Raw genomic sequence first — 24,255 nt, forward strand, 5'->3', positions numbered from 1 at the left:
CGGCGTCCAAGGGCGAACGCTGAAACCCGTCATCACTTCAAGCTCGGCATCATGCCTGGCACCTTGTTCATCTGAACCGAGACGGATCGCGATCAACTTAAAGATTCCGGGATTTGGCTGGGGCGCGGAAGCATGCACCGCAGAAAAAAGCCCGTCCGCGACCGGATCACGCTCCCGAAGGCGCGGACTCGCTACAGCGCGCTTCGCCCGATCCGATTAACGGGTAGCAACAATATTGCCACACCGCACCAACAATCATAAGTTGCCGCCCCGATCCGCGTTGCGCGCGAACGGCGGTTGTTCGAATGTTGCGCGGCCTCATGGTCGACACGCGAGCGAGGGGACGGATTGTGCTGTTGCTGATAAAGGCCCGTCGTCGAAGGACGGTCCTGCGCGGAACGAGGCTCAGTAGCCACACTGCGGCATCGCTCGTCAGATCACACCGCTTTGGCCGGCCTTCTGTACGGAACGCGGCGCTGTCGGCCTCCTCGGTGTTGCTGCTCGCGGCGTCGCCGGCGGCCGCGCAGAATGCGACCTGGAGCAATTCTGCGACGGTGGCTGGTCCAGTTGCCGGAACTTTCGATTTCAATGCCAACGCCAACTGGACCAGCCCGGCCACGGTGCCGACCGGCACCGCGTTCTTTGGTACGTCCAGCACCACAGCGCTGTCATTCTCGGGCGACACCACGATCGGTGGCTGGACGTTCAATCCCGGAGGGTCGAGCTATACCTTCACCAACGGCCACGCCCTGCAGTTCAATGGCGCCGGCATCGTCCTCAGCGGCGGCGGCACCGCCAGCATCACCAACAACAATACTCTCTCCTTCACCAACGCCAGCACGGCCGGTGGCGCCACCATCACGACCAATTCCGGAGCCTCCACCACATTCCTTGACAACAGCACCGGCGGCACCGCGCGCTTCATCACCAATCTCGGCGGCACTTTCGACATTTCGGGGCTGACCGCCGCGGGCATGTCCGCAGGCTCGATTGAAGGGGCGGGCAGCTATATACTCGGCGCCAAAGCGCTCACGGTCGGCAGCAACAATCTTTCGGCGAACGTAAGCGGCGTCATTTCCGGCGTCGGCGGTTCGCTGACCGTGGTCGGCTCCGGCCCGATAACGCTTTCGGGCGCCAATACCTACACCGGCGGCACCACCGTATCCGGGGCGCTGGCGGTCTCGGCCGACAACAACCTCGGCGCCTCTACGGGTTCCCTTGTTCTCGACGGCGGCACGCTGGAGACCACCGCAACTTTCGCAAGTGCGCGCAATGTAGCCATCAAAAACGCAGGCGGGATCCTGACCGACGCCGGCGTCATCACCACCCTATCGAGCAGCATCGCCGATGGCTCTGGCATCCCCGGAGCCCTCGCCAAGTATGGGCCCGGCACGCTGATTCTGACCGGCAACAGCACCTACACGGGTGAGACTGTTGTCCTCGGCGGCTCCCTGGTCGTTGATGGTTCGATCGCGTCGTCGTCACGAGTCCTGGTCATGGGCGGCAATCTGCTGACCGGTGCCACCAATTTCGGCATGCTCAGCGGTACCGGCGTCGTCGGCGCCACCGAGATCGCGAACGGCATCCTTGCGCCCGGCAATTCACCGGGCACCTCGCTAACGCTGGCAAGCCTCGTGCTGCAGGGACTTTACGTCGTCAACATCAACCCCACGACGTCAACCTTCGCGAATGTGACCGGCTCCGCACAGATCAATGTGACGAGCGTAGAGGCGTTCTTTGCCAGCGGCAGCTATGTCGCGAAAAGGTACACGATCCTGAACGCGGGCAGCGTCAGCGGCACGTTCAATCCCACTGTGACGAGCGTCAATCTGCCGTCGGGCTTCAAGACGTCGTTGAGCTACGATCCGACGCATGCCTTTCTCGATCTGTCGCTCGACTTCGTCCCCCCGTCCGGGCTGCCTCCCGGTAGCGGGCTTTCCGGCAACCAGCAGCAAGTCGGCAACGCCATCATCAATTTCTTCAACAGCAATGGCAGCATCCCGATCGTATTCGGCGGGCTGACACCGGCGGGCTTGACACAAATATCTGGCGAGGCTGCTACTGGATCGCAGCAGACGACGTTCAATGCCATGGGTCAATTCATGGGCCTGCTGCTCGATCCGTTCATTGACGGACGCGGCAATGCTCCGGCATCGACGACGAATGCGACGCCTTATGCGGAAGACGGCGATGCCCGCGCCTACAACACCTCCGACGCCAAGCGGCGCAGCAAGAACGAACGCGACGCCTATGGTGCGGTTTACGGCAAGGCGCCGATGAGAAACACCGTTTACGATCCGCATTGGAGCGTGTGGGCGGCGGGCTTCGGCGGCTCACAAACCACCGATGGCAATGCTGCGCTGGGCACGAACAGCGCCACCAGCAGGGTGTTCGGAACGGCGGTGGGCGCGGACTATCTATTGTCGCCGCGCACAATCGTGGGGTTCACGCTGGCCGGCGGCGGCACCAATTTCAGTGTCGCCAATGGCGGCACGGGACGTTCCGACCTGTTCCAGGCCGGCGCCTTCGTCAAGCACAGTGCCGGCTCTGTCTACATCTCCGGTGCGCTGGCTTATGGCTGGCAGGACATCACCACCAACCGCACCGTGACCGTCGCCGGCATCGATCAGTTGCAGGCGCGCTTTAACGCCAACGCCTATTCGGGGCGCGTCGAGGCGGGCAATCGCTTCGTGACGCCGTGGATGGGCGGCATCGGCATCACGCCCTACGCGGCGGCCCAGTTCACTAACTTCGATCTGCCGGCTTACGCGGAAAGCGTTCTCTCCGGGGCCAATGGCTTCGCGCTGGCTTATAACGCCAAAAGCGTGACCGATACCCGCAGCGAACTCGGCATCCGCGCCGACAAATCCTACGCGGTGACAGGCGCGATCCTGACCCTGCGCAGCCGCTTCGGCTGGGCACATGATTTTAATCCGGACCGCTCGATCGCCGCGACGTTCCAGACGCTGCCGGGCGCAAGCTTCGTGGTTGGCGGCGCGGCGCAGGCACATGACTCGGCCCTCACCACCGTTTCGGGCGAGATGAGATGGCTGAACGGCTGGTCCGCCGCCGCCACCTTCGAGGGCGAGTTCTCCGACGTCACGAGGAGCTACGCCGCCAAGGGCGCGGTGCGGTATGCGTGGTAGCCGCTGACTTCGCTTGTCGATCAGCGATCTTTCGATCATGACGGTCGCCCCGACATGAAAAAACCCGCGGCGGGTTTCCCCGCGCGGGTATTACGAATTTCCGATGATGCCACTCTGCCAGTGTTTTGCCCGACGTGTCAAATCCAGACGACGCGATGCGCCGCGCAGTCGAGATCCGCTCGGCTGTTCGCGTTGGATACGGCTCGAGAAGGGCCGCCTGGCACCGACTGAAAAAAGCGAGCGCTTTCAATGTTTCCGCTACTGTGCATGGGGTTGTTTTCGACATAAATTCCCCTCCCCGCAACTGAAGCCGTTACGCAATGACCGCACCTTTCGTTCCCCAGATCGCCCTCTATCGCAACTGGCTCGCCGTAGAGCGCGGCCTCACCTTCGCGACTTACGAGGAGATGCGGCAATGGTCCGTGCGCGACCTCGACGCGTTCTGGCGCAGCATCTGGGACTATTACGATCTGCAATCGCCGACGCCGTTCGCGGCCGTCATCACCGAGCGCAAGATGCCCGGCGCGGTCTGGTTTCCCGGCGCGCAGATGAACTACGCGCGGCAGGTGTTCCGGCACGTGGACGCGGCGCATGCCGCCGGCCTGCCCGCGATCGTCAGTTGCGGCGAGGATGGCAAGCTCACGGAAACCAGCTGGCCTGAGCTGCGGCGCAAGGCGGCCGCGCTCGCGCTGCACCTCAAGGACAAGGGCATCAAGCCCGGCGACCGCGTCGCGGCGTACCTCCCCAACATCCCCGAGACCATCATCGCGTTTCTCGCAAGCGCCAGCATCGGCGCGGTCTGGAGTGTCTGCGCGCCCGACATGGCCGCGCCCGCCGTGATCGACCGCTTCAAGCAGATCGAGCCGAGAGTGCTGATCGCCTGCGACGCCGTCACCTATGCCGGTCGCAAGCATGACCGCAAGGATGTCGTCGCCGAGCTGCGGCGATCGCTGCCGAGTGTCGAACACGTCATCCTGCACAGCGAGGCCGCCGCGCCCGCGGCGCCGGACGCTCTGCTCTCCGAGATCACCGCAAGGACGGGCGCTGCGATCGACGCGTTCGAGCCGATGTGGCTGCCGTTCGATCATCCGCTGTGGATCGTCTATTCCAGCGGCACCACCGGCCTGCCGAAGCCGATCGTGCACGGCCATGGCGGCATCGTCATCGTGGTGCTGGCGTTGCTCGGCCTGCACAACGATATCGGCTGCTCCTATCACGAGAACTCGTTCGGCGAGCGCTATCACTGGTACTCGTCGACCGGCTGGATCATGTGGAATAGCCAGGTCGGCGGCCTGCTCAGCGGCACCACCTGCTGCATCTTCGACGGCAGCCCCGGCGGCGCCAAGGACAAGCCGGACTGGACCACGCTGTGGCGCTTCGTGGCGCAGTCGAAAGCGACCTTCTTCGGCGCAGGCGCTGCGTTCTTCGCCAACTGCGCCAAGGCCGAGATCGATCTTGCCGCCGCCGGCGATCTGACGCGGCTGCGCTGCCTCGGCTCGACCGGCTCGCCGCTGAGCGCCGACACGCAAGCCTGGTTCAACGAACGCTTCGCGGCGCTGTCGAAGCGCAACGGCAGCAAGGCGCAGGCCGATATCTGGTGGGCCAACATCTCCGGCGGCACCGATTTCGCCGGCGCCTTCATCGGGGGCAACCGCGAATTGCCGCAGACGCCCGGCGCGATGCAGTGCCGCCTGCTCGGAGCGGCCGTCGAGGCCTTCAGCGAACAGGGCCGCGCGGTGATCGGCGAGGTCGGCGAGCTCGTCTGCACCGAGCCGATGCCGTCGATGCCGCTCTACTTCTGGAACGACAAGGACGGTGCCCGCTATCGTGCCAGCTATTTCGAGACCTACCCGGACAATTTCGACGGCACGGGCCGCGGGCCGGTGTGGCGGCATGGCGACTGGCTCAAGGTCGAACCGGACGGCTCCTGCATCATCTATGGCCGCAGCGACGCCACCATCAACCGCCACGGCCTGCGGATGGGCACGAGCGAACTGTATTCCGCGATCGAGGCGCTGCCTGAGGTGCTCGACAGCCTCGTCGTCGATCTCGAATATCTCGGCCGTGACAGCTACATGCCGCTGTTCGTGGTGCTGCGCGGGGGCGTCACCTTCGACGGCGCGATGCAGGCGAAGATCAACAAGGCGATCGAGGCCGGCCTCTCCCGCCGCTTCCTGCCGAACGAGATCTTTGCCGTCGCCGAGATCCCGCGCACGCTCTCGGGCAAGAAGCAGGAGCTGCCGATCAAGAAGCTGCTGCTCGGCCAGCCCGTCGAGAAGGTCATCAACAAGGAGGCGATGGCCAATCCCGCCTGCCTCGACTGGTACCTCGCCTTCGCGCGCGATTATCTCGCCCGGTCTGCGTGAGCGGCCGTCAGGCGCCGCCGAAATTGGAGGGATCCAGGTTCCTGTTCTCCGACGGCGGGATCGGCGGCCATCCCGGAAACTTGTACCAGCCGGGCGGCACCGGCGCGTCCTCGGCTGGACGAATGACGACATGACGGTGCCTTGGCGCAGCATGATGGACCGGCGCGGCCAGCGCCGGCGCGCACAGCGAGATCAAGAGAGCGAGGGCCAGGACAGACCGCATTGAACGTGCTCCAGACGTCCACCCGCCTCCCGATGTGGTGCGCCACCACCACGGAGCCCACGGCCGTGCGGGTCACGTTCGGTCACATCGGCGGCATTGCGGGTGCGGCAGGTCCCGCCGATCGGCCGAATTGCACCGGTGCCGTTTGCACTCCGTTCACCGATCGCGGCTAGATCAGGATGGAACCTCCGCCACGAACACCTGACATGGCCGACCTCAACGCCATCCTCACCAGGCTGAACGACCGTCTGCTCCGCCTCGAGGGCGAGCTGTTCGTGCTGCGCTCGCTGGCGCGCGCGACGCTGACGGCCGGCGACGATCATGCGGCGCGGATGCGCAAGCTGGTCGAGGCTGCGAAGGTTGCGCTCGACGACGAGGCCAAGCGCGAGCTCGACAAGCCGACGCGCAAATATGTCGATGCGGCAACGGCGCTGGTGGAAGAGCTGCTGGTGGAGCCGACGCCGGCGCGTCCGCTCTTCACCGTCATCGACGGCGGCCGGCGCGACTGAGCGTCTTAACGGAACCGCGGCGCACCAGATGCATCCGCCGCTAGTCTGGTCAGTCCAGCCTCGATGATCGCGATCTCCTCGTCGATCTTGTCGATCGGCAGACTGAAATCAAATTTGCCGGACCGACTCTTCAGATCGACTGCGAGCCGCTGCCTGTGCATCATGAGCTCGTCGAGGCCACGGCGGTTCTTCAGGCGCACATAGGCGTCCACGATCTGCTCAATTGCGCTCGGCATACATCGGTCCCGGCGAAAAAAACCCGCGCGGCGCACCCACGCCGGCGGGACATTTTCGGTGTCGCGGTACGCAATACAAATCCGCGACGGATTCGTCGATACGACAAGCAGGTTGAGAACGTATTACCGTCTGATGATTTCGTGACGCGCGGCATGAAAAAGCCGCTGGCGATCACGCCAGCGGCCAAAGCCGGGTTCGAAAACGGGTCCGTGATCAAATTTGGCCAGCCCCGGATGGGCTGGTTCTAACCGCACACAAGAGATTCCTTCTGTTAAAAATGAAACGGAGGAACCGTCTTATTGATCATTTGCTGCCGACCGTGGCAGCGCTGCAACGCTAATCGACGACGCAAAAGTACTTGCGCGGCAGCTTGCGGTAGGCGCTGTAGCGGTAATACGGCCTATAGGCGTAGCCACGATAGATCGCCGGCGGCTCCTCGCCGTAATAGGCGTCGAAGTAGAAATTGTAAGGCACCCCTCCAACGCAGCGATAGACATCCCAGGTCGGGCCGATGACCGGCGCCACCCCGATCTCGGGTGGCACTGCCGGGTAAGGCCCGCCAGCCCAGGCCGGGCCGGCCACGATCAGTGCCGATAGGAGGAAAAACCACGGGCTTCGCATGCGCTCGCTCCCGACACGGTGCAGTCCGCGCATGGAAGCATCGGAGCAGCCGGCTGCGCAATCGCCAATTTGATGCGCCCCGCGCCCGGCGCATTGTTGATAACCGGCTCAAACGGCCCACAGATGGTGACAGGGCGTCCGGACGTGTTATCGGGAGGATAACGCAGCTGCGAGACGGATCGGACACCCATGCGCATTACCCTCGTCGGCTCCCGCCATTTCGGCGTGACCACACTGAACATGCTCCGCGAGCACGGCGTCGGGGTCGTGCAAGTCGTGGTCGCCGATGCGGATGACCGCCTGGCCGCGACCGCCAAGGCGGCCGGCATCGACGTGGTGGTCCAGGCCAATCCCAAGCTCGTGGTGGCCTCCGAGATCGCCCCCGACACCGATCTGATCATCACCGCCCATAGCCATGCCCGGATCGGCAAGGACGCCCTGGCCGCAGCCAGGTTCGGCGGCATCGGCTATCACCCCTCGCTGCTGCCGCGTCACCGCGGCAAGGCGGCGGTGGAATGGACCATCAAGGAAGGCGATCCGATCGCCGGCGGCACGATCTACCATCTCGCCGATCGCATGGACGCCGGCGCCATCGCCGCCCAGGACTGGTGCTTCGTCAAGAAGGGCGAGACCGCCCGCGAGCTCTGGGAGCGCGCGCTGGCACCGCTCGGGCTCAAATTGCTGGCCGACGTGATCGACTACGTCAAGGTCCACAAGGCGCTGCCGGCCAAGACTCAGGACGAGCAGTTCGCGACCTCGGCGCCGAGCCTGTCCTGAGTCTCTCCTCATGTTAACGATTAACGTGAAGGGGCATTGATTCTGCTTCGAAAATTGGAGCCAAAAACGCAAATAAACCATTGTTTCCACAGGAACAATTTTCGGTTTGGCGTCGCAACAAATTTCCGTCACATTTTGTCCGAATAAGCGTCAGCATATCAGACAGATTCAAGGACGGAATTCATGCGTTTTGCTCGCATCGCGGCGTTCTGTGCCGCTTCGGTTTTCGCCGGCACCCTCGCCGCTCCCGCCTTCGCCCAGAGCCCCTATGACGGCAACTGGCAGGTCACCATCGTCACCAAGAGCGGCACCTGCGAGCCGACCGCGAGCTCCATGCTCACGGTTGCCGACGGCAGGATCACCGCGCCCGGCGCTAACGTTTCCGGCACCATCGGTAGCGGGGGACTTGTGAAAGTTTCGATCAATGGTGCATATGCCAACGGTCAACTCAACGGCAACGCCGGATCGGGGAAGTGGAATGGAGCATCTGCAGGCATACCATGCAGCGGGCGGTGGGAAGCATCGCGCCAATAAACCTATCGAGGCTCGCGCCTGGAACCGGCGGCTGCTGATTGCGGCCGCCGTTTTGTTTGCGGCGGGGCTCGTCAACTCTGCAAGCAAGGCCCAGTCCGGCCCGTTTGCCCCGCTCGCGGGAAACTGGAGCGGCGCCGGCACCGTCACGCTGGACGATGGCTCGACCGAGCGGATCCGCTGCCGGGCCAAATACGCCCCGATCGGACCGACCATGGAGATGTCGCTGACCTGCGCCAGCGACGCCTACAAGTTCAACCTCGGCGCCAATGTCAGGGCTGAGGGCGGCGCCATCGCCGGCAGCTGGTCCGAGGCAAGCCGCAACATCTCCGGCTCGCTCCAGGGCCGCGGCGCCGGCGGCAATTACGAGCTGGTCGCCTCCACCGCCGGCTTCAACGCCAACATCTCGCTGAAGACGAGCGGCAACAGGCAGAATGTCACGATGCGCGCGGACAGCCAGTTCCGCGGCGCCAACATCTCGCTGTCGAAGTAAGACGACAGCACGGTCAGACGACAATCGGCCCGGCGAGATCGCCGGGCCGATTTTTTTATGCGTTCGGGACGAAGGCGGTGACCTCGATCTCGACCTTGGCGCGCTCGTCCACGAGACCGCCGATATAGAGCAGCGTCGAAGGCGGGAAATTGCGCCCCAGCGTTTCCTTCCAGGCCGCGCCGATGCCGGCGCCCGCAGCCTCATATTCGCTGCGGCTGGTCAGGTACCAGGTGAGACGAACGATATGCTCGGGGCCGGCGCCGGCCTCTCCGAGAAGCTTGATGATCCGCTTCAGGGCGGTGGCGACCTGCGCGGCCATGTCGGGCGCATAATTGCCGGTCTCGTCGCCGCCGGTCTGTCCGGCCAGCACCACCCAGCGCCCCGGCCCTTCGGCCACGACGCCATGGGAAAAGCCACGAGGTTTCTTCCATTCGGCCGGCTGCAGGATTTGCATGAGCGAAGTTCTCCCCTTTTCTTGTCGTTGTTCAGCCAAGCCTTAGCACGCCGCCCTGCATCGCTGCATCCGCAGATTTGGCCGTTGCAAACGGCCAAGATGTCGCCGATACCGGCCGTCCTCTCAGCTTCAACTCTCCCTGCATTCCGCCCGATGAGCACGACACCGTCCAAACCGATGGCTGCACTGTGGATGGCCGGCTGGCTGTCGATGATGCTGGTCATGGCGGTGGCCGGACGCGAGACCACGCGCGAGCTCAACGTCTTCGAGATCATGGAGATCCGGTCGCTGGCGGGCTTCGTGCTGCTGGCGCCGATCATCTACCGCGCCGGCGGCTTGAAGGTGCTGAAGACGTCGCGCCTGCAACACCACCTCGCGCGCAACCTCGTGCACTATGTTGCCCAGCTCGGCTGGTTTTTCGCGCTGACGCTGATCCCGATCGGCCAGGTGGTGGCGATCGAGTTCACCATGCCGATCTGGACCGCGATCCTCGCGGCGACGTTCCTGTCCGAGCGGATGACGTCGTGGAAGGTGGCGGCCATCACCCTTGGCCTCGTCGGTGTGATCGTGATCGTCCGCCCCGCGACCGGCGAGATCAATCCGGGTCAGCTCATCGCGCTCGGCGCCGCCATGGGATTTGGCGTGTCGATGGCGCTGGTCAAATCACTGACCCGCACCGAGAGCGCGCTCTCGATCCTGTTCTGGATGCTGGTGGTGCAGTCGGTCGCGGGCTTCTTCCCGACGCTGTTCGTCTGGACCTGGCCGTCCGCCCATGCCTGGGCCTGGGTCGGCGTGATCGCGGTTTGCGGCACATTCTCGCACTACTGCCTCGCCAGCGCGATGCGCTACGCCGATGCGACCATCGTGGTCCCCATGGACTTCCTCCGGGTGCCCCTCACCGCCACCGCCGGCTGGCTGCTTTATTCGGAGCGGCTCGACGCCTGGACCGTGCTCGGCGCGGCGCTGATCCTGTGCGGCAACCTCTTGAATTTGAAGCCGGCACCGCCCGTTCCCGCCCGCGCGCAGTGAACCCCCGCGCCATCTCGCGCGACAAACATAGTGGTCGAGCGTGATTTGGATCACGTTGGAGGGGCTTCCCATCGTGCACATTCGGCCGCGAAGTAATGGGTTGGGCGAACTGTCGTTTCGCTAGCGCGAAACCGGGCGTGTCGTGTAAGTTCGTTGCCGATTTGTTGCTGCCTGCAATTCGATTCTGTTGGGGATTTCAGATGCGCACTCTCACCTTCCTCGCTTCGCTGATGTGCATGGCGCTGTCAGTCAGTGCCGCACAGGCCGACCGCCGCGTCGCCTTCGTCGTCGGCAATGGCAGCTACAAGAACGTCGCACAATTGCCGAACCCGCCGATCGACGCCAAGGCAATGGCATCGACGCTGCGCAATGTCGGCTTCGAGGTGATCGAAGGATCTAATCTCAGCCGCGACCAGATGACGGAGAAGCTGCTCGATTTCGGCCGCAAGGCGCAGGGCTCCGACATCGCACTGTTCTATTATGCCGGCCACGGCATCGCCGTCGGCGGCACCAACTATCTGCTGCCCGTCGATGCCGACATCAAGTCGGAGATGGACGTCAAGCTCGGCGCCGCCATCAACATCGACCTGACGCTCGAGCAGACCATGGGCGATGCCAAGGTCAAGCTCGTCTTCCTCGACGCCTGCCGCGACAATCCCTTCGCCGCCAAGATCAAGTCGAACTCGGCGACCCGCAGCGTCAACGTGCAGAGCGGCCTTGCCGAGATGAAGTCCGGCGAAGGCACGCTGATCGCGTTCGCCACCGGCCCGGGCCAGACCGCGCTCGACGGCCAGGAAGGCAACAACAGCCCGTTCACCCGCGCCCTGATCGACAACATCACCAAGCCGGGTATCGAGATCCAGCAGGCGATGACCTCGGTGCGCGCCCAGGTCAACGAAGAGACCCACAAGGGCCAGCTGCCCTGGGGCCACACCAACCTGATCGGCGCGGTCTATCTCAACCAGGCGCCGACCACCCAGGTCGCCAACGCGGCGCCGACCGCCGCTGGTGTCGTGCCCGCGGCGAGCGCCGGCAGCTCTGACGGTGTCGAGCTCGAATACTGGCGCTCCGTGAAGGAGTCCAACAAGCCGGAAGAGCTCAACGCCTATCTCTCGGCCTATCCGAACGGCCAGTTCAAGGCGCTGGCGCTGGCGCGGCTCGCTGCGATCAAGAGCGGCCCGTCGACCACGACCCGCACTCTGAACGCGGGCGTCGATCCCGCGACCTTCACCGATGATGCCAGCCAGCTCACCGAGGACCAGATCGGCCTCGACAAGGGCCAGCGCCGCGACGTGCAGCGCCGCCTCACCGGGCTCGGCTTCGACACCAAGGTCACCGGCGTCTTCAGCGACGAGACCCGCACGGTGCTCAAGCGCTGGCAGGCGGCGCGCGGCTATCCCTCGTCCGGCTACCTCAACAAGCTCCAGCACAAGGCCCTGCTCTCCGAGATCGTGGCGGCCGCGCCGGCCACCGCGAGCGACGACAGCGCGAAGCCGGCCCGCCGTGCAGCACCTGCCCAGGCGCAGAGCGCACCGGTTCAGCAGCATCGCAACAGCGGTGGCGGCGATGCGGGTGCAGCCTTCGTCGGCGGTGTCGTCGGCGGCATGATGGGCGGCATGTTCCGCCGCTGAGGCGAGCCCCCAATCTCGAAACAGAAAGCCCGGCTCGCGCCGGGCTTTTTCGTCGCTAATAATCCTGAGTGAACCAGGGCACGAGCGCCCGGATGCGCGGCATCGCCTGCATCGTGATGCTGGTCCGCGCCATCTCCGCAATACGCGGCGCCAATGATGAGATATCGCCGCGACGGGTGACCAGAAGCAGCTCGCGGAAAAATCCAGGGCCCGGCAGCGGCAGAGCGCTGACTTGGGCGGCGTGAGCCAGTCCCTGCAACAGGCACAGCGGCGTAGTGATCGCCACGCCCATCCCCGTCGCGACCATCGCAACCAGGCTGTCCGAGGTGTCGAACTCGAAGGCGCGCGGCGGACGCACACCCAAACGGCTCAAATGGCGCTCGACCTGAGCGCCCACGTAAGAGCGCTCACTGTGCCGGACCAGCCGGTACCGGGCGAGGATTTCGCGCAAATCGAGATCGGCAAACTCGGCTTCCAGTCCGCGCGGCACCACGAGCAGATACGGCTCGCGATAGAACGGGAAGCGCTCGACGTCATACAGATCGTCCATGGCGTCGCACGTGATCGCCGCATCGATCATGCGCCGGACCAGCGCCTCTGCATGCGAGTTGGCAAGACCCGACCATGCCGACAGGCTGAGCGCGATCGATCCCGTCATGAGCTCCTTGACGAGGTGCGCGCCGACCGTGCCGGCGTAGGAATCGACGAGGCCGAGCCTCAGCTCGACACGTTCGGACTGTTCCGCCGCAGTACGGAGCGTGCCGAGCAGTGCTTCAAAGTCCCTGTTCAGATCGAGGACGCGGTCCGCAAGGATGCGCCCTGCCCGAGTCGGCGTGAGCGGCCTGCGGCTGCGATTGAAGAAGGCGACGCCGACCGCCGCTTCGGCACGCCGCACGGCCTGAGACACCGCCGATTGCGTCATCCCGAATCGGCGGGACGCCTCCAGCATGCTGCCGGTATCAGCGACCGCGGCAACGATCTGGAGGCTTCGCAGGTCTGGAGGCACCGACGTCATCTCTTAACTTAAGCAAAAGTCACGTGAACATGCAAATTTGCTTCAATACCTGAATTATACTTGTCCAGGAGCCGATCCGCAGAGCAAGCTCTGTGCAGTTCCAATAATTGAGCAGCTTCAATTCATGAGCGAGCGAGCGGACATTCTGGTGATCGGCCTCGGTGCCATGGGCAGCGCGGCGCTCTATCAACTGGCCAAGCGAGGGGTGAAGGCGGTCGGCCTCGATCGTTTTGCCCCTCCCCACATGATGGGGTCCAGCCACGGCGAAACCCGCATCACCCGGCAGGCCGTCGGCGAAGGCCGCGATTACGTACCCCTGGTGCTGGATTCGCACCGGATCTGGCGCGAGCTCGAGGCCGAGACGCCTGACCAGCTGCTGAACCCCTGCGGCCTCGTCGTGATGGCCCCCGGCGTCGGCGAGACCTCGCACCACGGCAAGCCGGATTTCGTCGCACGTTCGATCGGGGCTGCCCGTGATTTCGGCGTCGCTCATGAAGTGATCGACGGGCGCGAGGTGGCTCATCGCTTCCCGCAGTTCCTGAACCTCGAGGGCAACGAGAAGGCCTATTACGAGCCCGGCGGCGGCTACGTCTTTCCCGAGCGCTGCATCAAGGCACAGTTGACGCGCGCGGAGCAGCTCGGAGCGGTGATCCGCACCGGGGTCGAAGTTCTCTCGCTGGCGCAGACAGGCTCCGTCGTTCGGGTGGAAACGTCCTCAGGCACATTCGAGGCGGACCAGGTGGTCGTCTCGGCAGGCGCCTGGAATGCTCACCTGCTCGGCGCACCGTTCGACCGTCTGCTCACGGTGAAGCGCCAGGTGCTGCATTGGTACGAGCTCGAAGACACCAGCGCATATCGCGCCAACGCCCCCGTGTTCATCTGGATGCATGGCGCGACGGATGTTGACTATCTCTACGGCTTCCCGCCCCTGCCCGGCGATCGCCGCCTCAAGGTCGCGACCGAGCAGTACGAGACCAGCACGACGGCCGACACCATCGATCGCACCGTCGATCCGATCGAGTCCGCCGAGATGTACAGCAAGCATGTCAAAGGCCGGCTCGCCGGCGCCACGCCCCGCGTCGCGCACGCGGCCGCCTGTCTCTACACGGTGACGCCCGATCGTGGCTTCATCATCGACCGCCATCCCGCGCAGGACAGGGTCCATGTCGTCTCCGCGTGCTCCGGGCATGGCTTCAAGCATTCGGCGGGCATAGGAAACCTCGTCGCCGGAATGGTGACCGACGGTCGAAGCGCGATCGACATCACTCCCTTCGCCGTGTCCCGATTTTCGTGACGCATGGCACGAACCTTGTAACGCGAAAAAATACGTCGAACCCGTGTCGTGATTGCAATCCTGGAGGTGTCATCCGATGAGAAATCTGGTCCGGTCCATGGTGACGGGTGCGGCGACGCTGCTGCTGCTTGGCAGCGCGCAGGCCGCTGATGGCGTCGATGCGATCAAGCAGCGCGGCACGCTGAACGTCGGCGTCAAGGCAGACTACAAGCCGTTCGGATATCGCGATCCCGCAGGCAACGTCGTCGGCATCGAGCCTGATCTTGCCGCAGACATTGCCAAGCGGCTCGGCGTCAAGCTCGAGCTCGTCCCCGTCGCGGCCTCGAACAGGATCGAGTTTCTGCAGCAGGGCAAGATCGATTTGCTGATCGCGACCATGTCGGACAGGCCGGAACGCCGCCGCGTCGTTCAAGCCATCGAACCGCTGTATTATTCGGACTACGTGAACATCCTTCTCAACAAGAAGGCCGGCATCAAGGACTGGGCCGATCTCAAGGGCAAACCCGTCTGTGCGACGTCGGGGGCCTGGTACAACAAGGATATTGCCAAATCCTACGGCCCCGAAATCGTGGCCTTCGACGGCTCGGAGAAGCCTCTGTTCGCCATGAAACAGGGCAACTGCATCGGCTATCTCTACGATCAGACCTTCCTGCAAGGCAAACTGATCGAAGACGAGTGGAAGGCGGATTATACCCTGCCCTTGAAGGGTGTGCTGCCCTCGCCATGGATGATCGCCGTCGCGCTCGAGAATAGCAGCCTGCAGAAGCTGCTCGAAGACACGACGAAGGACTGGATGAAGACCGGCTTCATCGTGGACGAGGAAAAGAAATGGGGCATCGCTCCGACGGAGTATTCGCTCTCCATGCATGAGCAATACAAGGGCAAATAGACGCCTGGAGCGGAGCGCCGGATCCATCCGGCGTTCCGCACAGGGCGGGCCAATGCACTGATACGAGGCATCGCCTCAACAGCTCGGTGTCACGCAACATGCAAGCAATCGCCGACTGGTTTCAGCGGCTCTACGAGACGACGGGGCTGAATTTCTCCGTATTCTACGATGCCTACGATTGGGACCGCTATTTCAGCGGGCTCAAGATGACGCTGCTTCTGAGTGTCACGACCATCCTGCTGAGCCTCGTCATCGGCGCGGTGGGCGCCTTGCTGCAAGGCAGTCCGTCCATCCTGCTGCGGCTGCCCGTCAATGCTTTCGTGGTCGTGTTCCGCAACACGCCGCCGCTGGTGCAGCTTTTCTTTTTCTATTTCGGCCTCGGCACCATGCTTCCGGCCATCGAGACGGCGGGCATGCGCGTTCCACTGCTGAACAACGTCCAGTGGGCGATCATTTCGCTGTCGCTGTTTGCGGCCGCCTTCAACGTCGAGATCTTCCGCTCCGGCATTGAAGCGGTGCCGCGAACGACATTGGAAGCCGCCGAGGCGCTCGGATACACGCGCCTCAAGGCCTACGTTCATATCGTCCTTCCGCTGGCCATTCGCGTCTGCCTTCCCGCGCTGAACAACAACCTCGTCAATCTGCTCAAGACGACCACGCTGGCCTACGCGATCGCCGTTCCCGAAACTCTGTACGCGGTCAAGCAGATCTGGTCGGAATCGCAGAACGTCTTCGAGATGATGGTCCTGTTGCTCGCGACCTACGGCATTCTTGTCGGCATCCTGGTCTGGCTGATGCATCGCTGGGAGCGGGCCATGCGCATTCCCGGGTACGCGCGATGAACAACGCCGAGCCCGGGCACAGGCTTGCCGTCCTTCTGCCGTACCGCCTCGCGCCGAACCGGATGTCCATTCGGATCGGCCCGCTGTCCGCTGCGATCCTCTGCTTCTGCGCCATCATGGCTGCATCGACCGCGTGGGCGCAGAGCGGACCGGCGATGCTGTCACCGCTGCAGGTCATCCTGAAATGGTCCCCGCTGCTGTTGTGGGGATTCGGCTTCAACATCCTGATCTCGCTGCTGTCCATGGTGCTGGGGACCATTGCCGGGGTCGGCCTCGGCCTGGCCTTGTTGTCGGAGTTCCGGCCCCTCGCCGCCGCGAGCTGGCTCATCACTCAATTCTTCCGCAACGCGCCTTGGCTGGTGCTGCTGTTCTTCGTGATGTTTCTGGTGCCCTTCCAGGTCACCCTGTTCAAGACGACCATCCCCTTGCCGGACTGGATCAAGGCGACGGTCGGCTTCGCATTGCCGGTCATGGCGAATGTCGCCGAGGTCGTGCGCGGCGCGGTCCGCTCCATTCCATCGACGCAATGGGAGGCGGCGGAATCGCTCTCGTTCACACGGCGCCAGACCATGTGGCTGATCATGCTGCCGCAATGCATCAAGCGAATGCTGCCGCCCTGGATGAACGTCTATGCACTCGTGACGATGTCGACGGTGCTCGCATCGATCGTGGGTGTTTCGGAAATGCTGACGCTGACGGCGCAGGTCCACGCGGCCGAGGGCGGCAGACCGGAGCTGTTCGCGCCGCTCTACGGCTTCGCGCTGCTGTGCTTCTTTCTCTACTGTTATCCGATCAACCTCTGGACCGCTCGTCTCGAACGTCGGTACCGCGTGCGCTGAGGAGAAGAGCATGGCCACGAGCTGGACTCCGGATCAGCCCATCGTCCAATGCGTCGACGTCAGAAAGTCCTTCGGCGCGCTCGAGGTCCTGAAAGGCATCAGCCTCTCGGTCAGGAAGGGCGAGGTGATCTGCATCATCGGCCCGTCGGGATCGGGGAAGTCGACGCTGATCCGCTGCATCAATGCACTTCAGCCGATCTCGTCCGGCAGCATTCAGATCGAAGGCATCGAGGTCACCGATCCCAGGCTCGACAAGCTGGCGCTTCGCCGCAAGGTCGGGATGGTGTTTCAGCAGTACAATCTCTTCCCGCACAAGACGGCGCTGCAGAACGTGATGATGGCGCCGATCCATGTTCTGCGCCAGAACCGCGCCGAGGTCGAAGCGCGCGCCCGCGCGCTGCTCGCCAAGGTGCGGCTCGCAGGAAAAGAGGACAGCTATCCCGGCGAGCTCTCCGGCGGGCAGCAGCAGCGCGTGGCGATTGCGCGCTCACTGGCGATGCGGCCAGACATCATGCTGTTCGACGAGGTGACCGCCGCGCTCGATCCGGAAACGGTCAAGGAGGTCCTGGTCACCATCCGGGAGCTGGCCGAGGACGGGATGACCTGCATCCTCGTCACCCACGAAATGAACTTCGCGCGCGAGGTCGCCGACCACGTCTACTTCACCGATCGCGGCGTGATCGTCGAACACGGGCCGCCGGACACATTGTTTACGGCGGCGAAGGATGAGCGCACCCAGCGGTTCCTGTCGCAGGTGCTCTGAGGCCGCCGCCAGGATGCCGCCGCGTCGGCCGCCGGCCGGGCCCCTACTTCCCCGCCGCCTTGCGCAGCGCCTCGTTGATGCGGTCCTGCCAGCCGGGGCCGCCCTCCTGGAAGAACTCGAGCACGTCCTGGTCGATCCGCAGCGTGACCTGCTCCTTGATCCCCGGCGCCACGTTCTGCTTCGGCGGCGCTGCGGCGACCTTGGCCGTCACCTTCTTGAACGCCGCCTCGGCCTCCGACCGCGCGTCGCCCAGCGTGCGCGGCCGTCTCGGTTGATCCGCCATGTCCTAGATCCCCTCAAACAGAGCCGTCGAAAGATACCGCTCGGAGAAGGACGGCACGATAGCCAGGATGGTTTTTCCAACAGCTTCCGGCCGCTTGCCGATCTCGAGCGCCGCGGCGATCGCCGCGCCCGAGGAAATGCCCCCCGGAATGCCCTCATGCCGCGCCAGCGCCCGCGAGGTCTCGATCGCGGTGGTCGAGTTGATCTTCACGATCTCGTCGATCACCGAGCGGTCGAGGATGTCGGGCACAAAGCCGGCGCCGATGCCCTGGATCTTGTGCGGCGTATGCTGGCCGCCGGACAGCACCGGGCTCTCCTCCGGCTCGACCGCGACCACGCGCAGCGAGGGCTTGCGCGGCTTGAGCACCTGACCGACGCCGGTAATGGTACCGCCGGTGCCGACGCCGGCGACGAAGAAATCAATGTTGCCGCCGGTGTCGTTCCAGATCTCCTCCGCAGTGGTGCGGCGATGGATCTCGGGATTGGCGAGGTTCTTGAACTGCTGCGGCATCACCGAGTTCGGCGTCGTCTTCAAGAGCTCCTCGGCGGCGGCGATCGCGCCCTTCATGCCCTGCGCGGCCGGCGTCAGCACCAGCTCGGCGCCGAGAAAGGCCAGCATCTTGCGCCGCTCGATCGACATCGATTCCGGCATCACCAGCTTGAGCCGGTAGCCGCGCGAGGCCGCCACGAAGGCGAGCGCAATCCCGGTATTGCCGGAGGTCGGCTCGATCAGCACCGTGTCGGGCTTGACGATGCCGGCCTTCTCCATCGCGATGATCATGGCCGCGCCGATGCGATCCTTCACGCTTGCGGCCGGATTGAAATATTCAAGTTTTGCCAAAATCGTCGCGTTGACGCCGTGCATGCCCGGCAGCCGGCGCAATTGCACGATCGGCGTGTCGCCAAAAGCCTCGACGATCGAGGAGTAGATCCGGCCCCGGCCGGGTTGGTGCTCTGCACCCGTTTTGGACGATGCGTCCATCATGAACTCCCTATGGCGACGATTTGGGCCGCTGTCGCAGCTCTTCCGCAGTTACCGACAGCCGGCGGCGACGCGCAAGCGACAATCGGACCCGCGTGGAACCCGTCCCGTAGCAAAATAATGTGACCCGGTCGGCCGGTCCGCCGTCGCCGGAATGGTCAGCCTCCCCGCCCTGCTGTTCTCCGTTGTGAATCTCTTCACGATTGCCGTGCTGAACTGCCGCAACCAGCGTCCAGCCTCCTGATCACCGCTTGCGCCTTAGCCAGATACCCTCCCGACAGGCGACGTCCGTTGCGGTCGGCCGGTCATGGCCGGGACGGCGCTGCCACAATCGATCCGATCATGGGGTGGGAGCGGCAGGGAACGCATGATGCATCGACGGCTCGCCTTCATCGATACGCTGCGCGGCATCGCCGTCCTCTCGGTGGTCGTCCAGCATGCGCTCGAGGTGATCGTGAGGGAGCACCCGACCGGCGCGTATCAGGCGATCTTTCACGACGCGATCGGCTACTACATGAATTTCGGCCGGTTCGGCGTGGTGCTGTTCTTCTTCGTCAGCGGCTTTGTCATTCCCTTCAGTTTTCCTGCCAGTTCCTCGCCCGTGAACGACTTCTCGATCAGCCGTTTCTTCCGGCTCTACCCGGCCTACTGGGCTTCGATCGCGCTCGGGCTGGTCACGATGCAGGCGCTCGAATCCAGGACATATCCGCTGCCGCAGATCGCCGCGAACCTGACGATGCTCCAGTCCTTCCTGGAGGTCCCTCACCTCTGGGACTTCTACTGGACGCTGACGATCGAGCTGCTGTTCTATGCTGTCTGCATCGGCCTCTTCATGGCAGGCCTTCTGAACCGGCGGCTCACCGCAGTCGCGATCGTCATCGCGACGGCACTCGCCGGGATCGCGGTGGCTATGCTGGTCGAGAACAGGGCGGCCTGGGTGGTGATGGAGGCCGGGCTGAATTTGTCGGCGATGTTCCTCGGCAAGGTCATTCGCGACACCGTCATCGGCGGAACGCTGCGATGGCGGCATGTCGTCGGCTGCACGGCGCTCTACGCCCTGTTCGCGATCACGCTGTGCAACCGCCGCTATGGCGGCGTCTATGACGGCAACTTCTTCTACAGCTATTCGATCGGAGGCGCCTATGTCTGCGCGGCCCTCGTCTTCATCCTGTTCGCCGCGTTCGGCGAGCGCATGGCCTGGCGCCCGATCGCATTCGTCGGCGTCATCAGCTATTCGGTCTACCTGATGTCGCCGTTCGCGATGGTCTGGGTGCACCATTACGCCTGGCTCGGCGACGGACCGCTGCCATGGCTTGCCTTCGTCACTACGGTCGTAGCGTTGTCCATTTTTGTCAGCTGGCTGTCATATTCGTTCGTCGAGAAACCCTGGATCTCGTTCGGACGGAAGCTTCGTTCGGACACCAGGACTCCGGCCGCACTCGCTCCGGCTCTTGGCCGGCAGGGTGCAGTGCAGTGAAATCATTGCGCGTGAAGCAGCGCGGCGAAATATCGCAACGCACACGAGTTATTTGCGATGCGAAGACCGCGAGCGGACACATCCTGGTGAGGCGAATTTTATAAAAGCCGACGCCTTTGTGTTGCGACCTCGTCAACTGCTTATGCTTATGTTAGACTTACGTCTCAAAACAGGGAGGTCACCACGATGTCAGCGGTTGCTGAAGTGTTGCCGACCGTCGCGCTCCATCGCGATCCGCGTTGCAGCGAGCTGCCTACCTGTCCGGTCTGCGCCGACTCCATGGTCGCCGCCGAAGCTTCCGCCTATGTCTCGGACCACATGATCTCGTATCTCTGGACCTGCGACAATTGCGGCTATGGCTTCGTGACCAAGCATGCCGTCAAGCAGCGGATCGTGTGCAACTGATCCTTGATCGGCCTAGCGTGGGGCGATGTCGCCCCTCGCCCAGTCCTCGCGCGTACGCTGATAGAACTCCTCAAACTTTCCGTGTGCGATCGCGTCCCTGATGCCCTGCATCAGGAACTGGTAGTAGGCGATATTGATCTCGGACAGCAGCATCGCCCCCAGCGTCTCGCCGGCCTTGACGAGATGATGCAGATAGGCGCGCGCATAGTTGCGCGCCGACGGCCACGCGCTCTCCTCATCGAGCGGCCGCGGATCGTCGGCGTGGCGCGCGTTGCGGAGGTTGACCTGGCCGAAACGCGTGAAGGCAACACCATGACGGCCATTGCGCGTCGGCATCACGCAATCGAACATGTCGACGCCGCGCTTCACCGCCTCGAGGATGTCGTCGGGCGTGCCGACGCCCATCAGATAGCGCGGCCGATCCTGCGGCAGACGCGGTGCGGTCTCGTCGATCATCGCCAGCATCACGGCCTGCGGCTCGCCGACGGCAAGGCCGCCGATCGCATAGCCGTGGAAACCGATCTCGACCAGGCCTTCGGCGCTGGCATGGCGAAGCTGCGGGATGTCGCCGCCCTGGACGATGCCGAACAGCATGTAGCCGTCAGGCGCGCTCTCGAAGGCGCGCTTTGAGCGCTCGGCCCAGCGCAGCGACAGCCGCATCGCGCGGTCGATGTCGTCGCGCTCGGCCGGCAGCCGCACGCATTCGTCCATCTGCATGGCGATGTCCGAGCCGAGGAAGCGCTGCACCTCGATCGAACGCTCCGGCGACAGCTCGACCTTGGCGCCGTCGATATGCGAGCGGAAGGTGACGGCGTTCTCGGTGACCTTGCGCAGGTCGGACAGCGACATCACCTGGAAGCCGCCGGAATCCGTCAGCATCGGCCCGTGCCAGCCGGTGAAGCGCTGCAGGCCGCCGAGCGCGGCGATCCGCTCGGCTCCGGGCCGCAACATCAGGTGATAGGTATTGCCGAGCACGATGTCGGCGCCGGCCTCGCGCACCTCGCGCCAGTGCATGCCCTTCATGGCGCCGGCGGTTCCGACTGGCATGAAAGCCGGTGTACGCACCACCCCATGAGGGGTGGTCAGGCGGCCGGTGCGCGCAGTGCCATCAGTGGCAAGCAGTTCGAAATGATTGGGTAGATTCATGGCCGTGCTTATTGCGTGTTGGGCGAGGCCGATCAACCCGCTCGGACCGCGCGCTGCCTCAGACTGGGACACATTTGACGCCGACTTGATGCCCGCCGCACCTTGTCAAATAAAACGATACAGTGTAGTTTTTCTCTGGGGGCTGGACGGGATGCTGCGGTGAATTTTGCCGCGGCGGTATTTGCGTGATCGCCAGCCACCGACAATGTCATCTGCTTCGTGTTCGACTGAAATGTCCGGCCTCTCGCATGGCCGGATAAGGCAGGCAGGTGCCCGCCTGATCGGATCCCTGATCCTGACCTGCACCCTGGCGCTCGCCGGCTGCACCTCCCTGCCCCGCACACCATATACGGCGGCCGAGGCCAGCACATCCCGCGTGCTCGATATTGACGGCCTCCGCCGCTACGCCGACGAGCCGGTCACGAAATTCAGCTTCGACAAGGACACCAGCACGGCGTCGAAATCCTATCTGGCGCTCTCCGGCGGCGGCGCCGATGGTGCCTATGGCGTCGGCGTTCTCAACGGCTGGAGTGCCGCCGGCACACGCCCGAACTTCTCCGTGGTCTCGGGCGTCAGCACCGGCGGCCTGATCGCGCCCTTCGCGTTCCTTGGACGGCAATATGACGACACGCTGAAGGACGTCTACACCAGCGGCATCGCCGAGAGCCTCCTGAACGATCCGAGCATCATGCGCGTGCTGTTCGGCTCCGGCCTGTTCGGCAACACGCGGCTGCGCGAGCTCGTCGCCCGCTATGTCGGGCCGGAGATCATGGCGCAGGTCGCGCGCGAGAACGCCAAGGGGCGACGGCTGCTGATCGTGACCACCGATCTCGACACCCAGCGCACCGCAATCTGGGACATGGGCAAGATCGCCGCGGTCGGCACGCCCGAAGCGCTCAAGCTGTTTCGCGACGTGATGGCGGCCTCCGCCAGCATTCCGCTGGTGTTTCCTCCGATCATGATCGATGCCGAAGGCCAGGGCCGCAGGTTTCAGGAGATGCATGTCGACGGCGGCGTGACCGCGCCGGTGCTGACGCTGCCCGAAGCCTTGCTGTTCCAGGGCAGCCGCCTGCCCGGCAGCGCGAAGATGGACATCTACATCCTCGTCAACAAGAAGATCGAACGCAATTTCGAGCTGGTGTCCAACAGCACGATCGACGTCGCCTCGCGCAGCCTGTCGGCGATCACGCAGTCGCAGACGCGCTCGATCATCTTCTCGACCTATGATTTCGCCAAGCGCAACCGCCTTGGTTTCCACCTCTCCTACATCGCGCGCGACTATCCGGCGCCGCCGTCGGAAGGGTTCGACACCACCTATATGCGGACGCTGTATCAGTACGGATATGAGAAGGCCGCATCCGGCCAGGCCTGGACGTCCACGCTGCCGTGAAGCACGTGACGGAACGAGACCGTGATGAAACCGTTGACGATACGGCCAATTCGGCCAGATTCGCGATGACGCCCCCGCTCCTGCGCGATATAGAGCGAATGACAGGCAACGCGCAGGAATCATTGGGCATGGGATTGACTGCGACCAAAACGAAAGCGGCAGCGCCGCGGCGCGAGGTGCCGAAATCACGCGGCGGCCGGCCGACCAAGACCGCCGCCATCGAGCGCGACCAGCGGCTGATCGAGGTCGCCACCCGCCTGTTCCTAGATCGCGGTTTCGACGCGACCTCGCTCGATGCGGTCGCGGAAGCGGCGCGGGTGAGCAAGCCGACCGTCTATTCCCGCTATGGCGACAAGCGCGGCCTGTTTGCGGCCGTGCTGAGGCGCGAAATCGAACGCTGGCTGGCACCGCTGTCGGCGGCGGCGGAGACGCAGCTCTCCAGCGGCTCGGACATCCCGGTCGAGCAGCGCCTGATCGAGATCGGGCGCGAGATGCTGACATTCACCTGCGGACCGGACGCCGTCGCGTTCAGCCGCATGATGACGTCTCAGGCCATCAACTTCCCCGACATTGCCAAGCTCGGCAAGGAGGAAGGCTGGCTCAAGGCCGTCGCCACCACGGCGCGCTTCTTCGACCGTCTGGTGGCCCAGGGCGCGCTCGACATCGAAGACAGCACCATCGCTGCCGAGGTGTTTCTCGACGTCGTCGTCGGCCACACCCACCGCATGGCGACGTTTGGAACGGCGCTGGAGCTGAAGGCTGCGGAAAAGCGGATGCGCGTCGCAATCAAGCTGTTCCTGGCCGGTGCGCTGGGGCCGGCCGACCGCGTCCAGGAAGCTCACAAAGACGCCCCCAAGGACGCGCCCAAAGGCACGCCGCGGCGACGCTCGTCCCGCTGACAATTCCGTGAACCG

At 64.1% G+C, this 24,255-nt stretch carries 25 protein-coding genes; 17 read left to right on the forward strand and 8 right to left on the reverse strand.

Features of this window, described 5'->3' with window-relative positions; all coding sequences use genetic code 11:
- The first annotated feature begins 491 nt into the window (after positions 1–491).
- Both VGR99_RS34895 and VGR99_RS34900 read left to right on the forward strand, forming a co-directional pair.
- Positions 492–3,146 carry an autotransporter outer membrane beta-barrel domain-containing protein gene (locus VGR99_RS34895; RefSeq protein WP_326904490.1) on the forward strand — a complete coding sequence of 885 codons (2,655 nt, stop codon included), beginning with the start codon at positions 492–494 and terminating at the stop codon, positions 3,144–3,146.
- A gap of 320 nt (positions 3,147–3,466) precedes the next feature.
- Entirely contained in the window at positions 3,467–5,512 is a 2,046-nt protein-coding gene (locus VGR99_RS34900) for an acetoacetate--CoA ligase (protein ID WP_326904491.1), read from the forward strand.
- Positions 5,513–5,519: 7 nt separating this feature from the next.
- Here VGR99_RS34900 and VGR99_RS34905 read toward each other — a convergent pair whose 3' ends face one another.
- Positions 5,520–5,735, reverse strand: coding sequence for a hypothetical protein (locus VGR99_RS34905; protein ID WP_326904492.1), 216 nt, complete (start codon positions 5,733–5,735; stop codon positions 5,520–5,522).
- Positions 5,736–5,941: 206 nt separating this feature from the next.
- On the opposite strand from VGR99_RS34905, the gene VGR99_RS34910 reads away from it, so the two are divergent.
- Positions 5,942–6,244: a hypothetical protein gene (locus tag VGR99_RS34910; protein WP_326904493.1), complete on the forward strand. Its 303-nt coding sequence runs from the start codon at positions 5,942–5,944 to the stop codon at positions 6,242–6,244.
- A 5-nt stretch (positions 6,245–6,249) separates the two neighbouring features.
- Here the strand turns inward: VGR99_RS34910 and VGR99_RS34915 are convergent, their stop codons facing one another.
- On the reverse strand, positions 6,250–6,480 hold the full coding sequence (locus VGR99_RS34915) for a hypothetical protein (protein WP_326904494.1): 231 nt from the start codon (positions 6,478–6,480) through the stop codon (positions 6,250–6,252).
- A gap of 337 nt (positions 6,481–6,817) precedes the next feature.
- A complete protein-coding gene (locus tag VGR99_RS34920; protein WP_326904495.1) occupies positions 6,818–7,102 on the reverse strand; it encodes a hypothetical protein in 285 nt (94 codons plus the stop codon).
- 189 nt (positions 7,103–7,291) lie between these two features.
- Here VGR99_RS34920 and VGR99_RS34925 point away from each other — a divergent pair, with 189 nt between their 5' ends.
- The 3 genes from VGR99_RS34925 (at position 7,292) to VGR99_RS34935 (ending at position 8,903) form a co-directional block, all read left to right on the forward strand.
- Positions 7,292–7,879, forward strand: a complete 588-nt coding sequence (locus VGR99_RS34925) for a formyltransferase family protein (protein ID WP_326904496.1) — start codon at positions 7,292–7,294, stop codon at positions 7,877–7,879.
- A gap of 183 nt (positions 7,880–8,062) precedes the next feature.
- Positions 8,063–8,413, forward strand: a complete 351-nt coding sequence (locus tag VGR99_RS34930; RefSeq protein WP_326904497.1) for a hypothetical protein — start codon at positions 8,063–8,065, stop codon at positions 8,411–8,413.
- Positions 8,358–8,903, forward strand: coding sequence for a hypothetical protein (locus VGR99_RS34935; RefSeq protein WP_326904498.1), 546 nt, complete (start codon positions 8,358–8,360; stop codon positions 8,901–8,903). The genes VGR99_RS34930 and VGR99_RS34935 overlap by 56 nt, the downstream gene beginning before the upstream one ends.
- Before the next feature lie 55 nt (positions 8,904–8,958).
- Here VGR99_RS34935 and VGR99_RS34940 read toward each other — a convergent pair whose 3' ends face one another.
- On the reverse strand, positions 8,959–9,357 hold the full coding sequence (locus VGR99_RS34940; RefSeq protein ID WP_038955466.1) for a RidA family protein: 399 nt from the start codon (positions 9,355–9,357) through the stop codon (positions 8,959–8,961).
- Between the two features lie 153 nt (positions 9,358–9,510).
- On the opposite strand from VGR99_RS34940, the gene VGR99_RS34945 reads away from it, so the two are divergent.
- The gene (locus VGR99_RS34945; protein WP_326904499.1) at positions 9,511–10,386 is read left to right on the forward strand and encodes a DMT family transporter; all 876 of its coding nucleotides are present in this window, start codon (positions 9,511–9,513) and stop codon (positions 10,384–10,386) included.
- A gap of 200 nt (positions 10,387–10,586) precedes the next feature.
- Positions 10,587–12,017, forward strand: a complete 1,431-nt coding sequence (locus VGR99_RS34950; RefSeq protein WP_326904500.1) for a caspase family protein — start codon at positions 10,587–10,589, stop codon at positions 12,015–12,017.
- Between the two features lie 55 nt (positions 12,018–12,072).
- Here the strand turns inward: VGR99_RS34950 and VGR99_RS34955 are convergent, their stop codons facing one another.
- Positions 12,073–13,032, reverse strand: coding sequence for a LysR family transcriptional regulator (locus VGR99_RS34955; protein WP_326904501.1), 960 nt, complete (start codon positions 13,030–13,032; stop codon positions 12,073–12,075).
- A gap of 124 nt (positions 13,033–13,156) precedes the next feature.
- Here VGR99_RS34955 and solA point away from each other — a divergent pair, with 124 nt between their 5' ends.
- The 5 genes from solA (at position 13,157) to VGR99_RS34980 (ending at position 17,659) form a co-directional block, all read left to right on the forward strand.
- Positions 13,157–14,326, forward strand: a complete 1,170-nt coding sequence (gene solA / locus VGR99_RS34960; RefSeq protein ID WP_326904502.1) for an N-methyl-L-tryptophan oxidase — start codon at positions 13,157–13,159, stop codon at positions 14,324–14,326.
- A gap of 76 nt (positions 14,327–14,402) precedes the next feature.
- Complete coding sequence (locus VGR99_RS34965; RefSeq protein WP_326904503.1) at positions 14,403–15,215, forward strand: transporter substrate-binding domain-containing protein; 813 nt, start codon at positions 14,403–14,405, stop codon at positions 15,213–15,215.
- Between the two features lie 98 nt (positions 15,216–15,313).
- The gene (locus tag VGR99_RS34970; RefSeq protein WP_326904504.1) at positions 15,314–16,057 is read left to right on the forward strand and encodes an amino acid ABC transporter permease; all 744 of its coding nucleotides are present in this window, start codon (positions 15,314–15,316) and stop codon (positions 16,055–16,057) included.
- Positions 16,054–16,896: an amino acid ABC transporter permease gene (locus VGR99_RS34975; RefSeq protein ID WP_326904505.1), complete on the forward strand. Its 843-nt coding sequence runs from the start codon at positions 16,054–16,056 to the stop codon at positions 16,894–16,896. Before VGR99_RS34970 ends, VGR99_RS34975 begins: the two co-directional genes overlap by 4 nt.
- 10 nt (positions 16,897–16,906) lie before the next feature.
- Positions 16,907–17,659: an amino acid ABC transporter ATP-binding protein gene (locus VGR99_RS34980; RefSeq protein ID WP_326904506.1), complete on the forward strand. Its 753-nt coding sequence runs from the start codon at positions 16,907–16,909 to the stop codon at positions 17,657–17,659.
- Positions 17,660–17,702: 43 nt separating this feature from the next.
- Here the strand turns inward: VGR99_RS34980 and VGR99_RS34985 are convergent, their stop codons facing one another.
- Complete coding sequence (locus VGR99_RS34985) at positions 17,703–17,942, reverse strand: BrnA antitoxin family protein (protein ID WP_326904507.1); 240 nt, start codon at positions 17,940–17,942, stop codon at positions 17,703–17,705.
- Between the two features lie 3 nt (positions 17,943–17,945).
- Positions 17,946–18,923: a cysteine synthase A gene (gene cysK, locus VGR99_RS34990; protein ID WP_326904587.1), complete on the reverse strand. Its 978-nt coding sequence runs from the start codon at positions 18,921–18,923 to the stop codon at positions 17,946–17,948.
- Between the two features lie 367 nt (positions 18,924–19,290).
- Between cysK and VGR99_RS34995 the strand changes: the two genes are divergently transcribed.
- Complete coding sequence (locus tag VGR99_RS34995; protein WP_326904508.1) at positions 19,291–20,400, forward strand: acyltransferase; 1,110 nt, start codon at positions 19,291–19,293, stop codon at positions 20,398–20,400.
- Between the two features lie 186 nt (positions 20,401–20,586).
- Positions 20,587–20,805, forward strand: a complete 219-nt coding sequence (locus tag VGR99_RS35000) for a hypothetical protein (protein WP_326904509.1) — start codon at positions 20,587–20,589, stop codon at positions 20,803–20,805.
- Positions 20,806–20,817: 12 nt separating this feature from the next.
- Here the strand turns inward: VGR99_RS35000 and tgt are convergent, their stop codons facing one another.
- Positions 20,818–21,951, reverse strand: a complete 1,134-nt coding sequence (tgt, locus tag VGR99_RS35005) for a tRNA guanosine(34) transglycosylase Tgt (protein ID WP_326904510.1) — start codon at positions 21,949–21,951, stop codon at positions 20,818–20,820.
- Between the two features lie 232 nt (positions 21,952–22,183).
- Here tgt and VGR99_RS35010 point away from each other — a divergent pair, with 232 nt between their 5' ends.
- Both VGR99_RS35010 and VGR99_RS35015 read left to right on the forward strand, forming a co-directional pair.
- Entirely contained in the window at positions 22,184–23,341 is a 1,158-nt protein-coding gene (locus VGR99_RS35010) for a patatin-like phospholipase family protein (RefSeq protein ID WP_326904511.1), read from the forward strand.
- A gap of 128 nt (positions 23,342–23,469) precedes the next feature.
- The gene (locus VGR99_RS35015) at positions 23,470–24,240 is read left to right on the forward strand and encodes a TetR/AcrR family transcriptional regulator (protein WP_326904512.1); all 771 of its coding nucleotides are present in this window, start codon (positions 23,470–23,472) and stop codon (positions 24,238–24,240) included.
- The last annotated feature ends 15 nt before the right edge of the window (positions 24,241–24,255 follow it).

Source organism: Bradyrhizobium sp. (assembly GCF_035935975.1).
In the GTDB taxonomy this organism is placed as follows: Bacteria; Pseudomonadota; Alphaproteobacteria; order Rhizobiales; family Xanthobacteraceae; genus Bradyrhizobium.

Coding starts and splice junctions, on each gene's coding strand:
- VGR99_RS34900 (WP_326904491.1), top strand. CDS start 3,467: ATGACCGCACCTTTCGTTCCCCAGATCGCCCTCTATCGCAACTGGCTC.
- VGR99_RS34905 (WP_326904492.1), bottom strand. CDS start 5,735: ATGCGGTCTGTCCTGGCCCTCGCTCTCTTGATCTCGCTGTGCGCGCCG.
- VGR99_RS34910 (WP_326904493.1), top strand. CDS start 5,942: ATGGCCGACCTCAACGCCATCCTCACCAGGCTGAACGACCGTCTGCTC.
- VGR99_RS34915 (WP_326904494.1), bottom strand. CDS start 6,480: ATGCCGAGCGCAATTGAGCAGATCGTGGACGCCTATGTGCGCCTGAAG.
- VGR99_RS34920 (WP_326904495.1), bottom strand. CDS start 7,102: ATGCGAAGCCCGTGGTTTTTCCTCCTATCGGCACTGATCGTGGCCGGC.
- VGR99_RS34925 (WP_326904496.1), top strand. CDS start 7,292: ATGCGCATTACCCTCGTCGGCTCCCGCCATTTCGGCGTGACCACACTG.
- VGR99_RS34930 (WP_326904497.1), top strand. CDS start 8,063: ATGCGTTTTGCTCGCATCGCGGCGTTCTGTGCCGCTTCGGTTTTCGCC.
- VGR99_RS34935 (WP_326904498.1), top strand. CDS start 8,358: ATGGAGCATCTGCAGGCATACCATGCAGCGGGCGGTGGGAAGCATCGC.
- VGR99_RS34940 (WP_038955466.1), bottom strand. CDS start 9,357: ATGCAAATCCTGCAGCCGGCCGAATGGAAGAAACCTCGTGGCTTTTCC.
- VGR99_RS34945 (WP_326904499.1), top strand. CDS start 9,511: ATGAGCACGACACCGTCCAAACCGATGGCTGCACTGTGGATGGCCGGC.
- VGR99_RS34950 (WP_326904500.1), top strand. CDS start 10,587: ATGCGCACTCTCACCTTCCTCGCTTCGCTGATGTGCATGGCGCTGTCA.
- VGR99_RS34955 (WP_326904501.1), bottom strand. CDS start 13,032: ATGACGTCGGTGCCTCCAGACCTGCGAAGCCTCCAGATCGTTGCCGCG.
- solA (WP_326904502.1), top strand. CDS start 13,157: ATGAGCGAGCGAGCGGACATTCTGGTGATCGGCCTCGGTGCCATGGGC.
- VGR99_RS34965 (WP_326904503.1), top strand. CDS start 14,403: ATGAGAAATCTGGTCCGGTCCATGGTGACGGGTGCGGCGACGCTGCTG.
- VGR99_RS34970 (WP_326904504.1), top strand. CDS start 15,314: ATGCAAGCAATCGCCGACTGGTTTCAGCGGCTCTACGAGACGACGGGG.
- VGR99_RS34975 (WP_326904505.1), top strand. CDS start 16,054: ATGAACAACGCCGAGCCCGGGCACAGGCTTGCCGTCCTTCTGCCGTAC.
- VGR99_RS34980 (WP_326904506.1), top strand. CDS start 16,907: ATGGCCACGAGCTGGACTCCGGATCAGCCCATCGTCCAATGCGTCGAC.
- VGR99_RS34985 (WP_326904507.1), bottom strand. CDS start 17,942: ATGGCGGATCAACCGAGACGGCCGCGCACGCTGGGCGACGCGCGGTCG.
- cysK (WP_326904587.1), bottom strand. CDS start 18,923: ATGGACGCATCGTCCAAAACGGGTGCAGAGCACCAACCCGGCCGGGGC.
- VGR99_RS34995 (WP_326904508.1), top strand. CDS start 19,291: ATGATGCATCGACGGCTCGCCTTCATCGATACGCTGCGCGGCATCGCC.
- VGR99_RS35000 (WP_326904509.1), top strand. CDS start 20,587: ATGTCAGCGGTTGCTGAAGTGTTGCCGACCGTCGCGCTCCATCGCGAT.
- tgt (WP_326904510.1), bottom strand. CDS start 21,951: ATGAATCTACCCAATCATTTCGAACTGCTTGCCACTGATGGCACTGCG.
- VGR99_RS35010 (WP_326904511.1), top strand. CDS start 22,184: ATGTCCGGCCTCTCGCATGGCCGGATAAGGCAGGCAGGTGCCCGCCTG.
- VGR99_RS35015 (WP_326904512.1), top strand. CDS start 23,470: ATGGGATTGACTGCGACCAAAACGAAAGCGGCAGCGCCGCGGCGCGAG.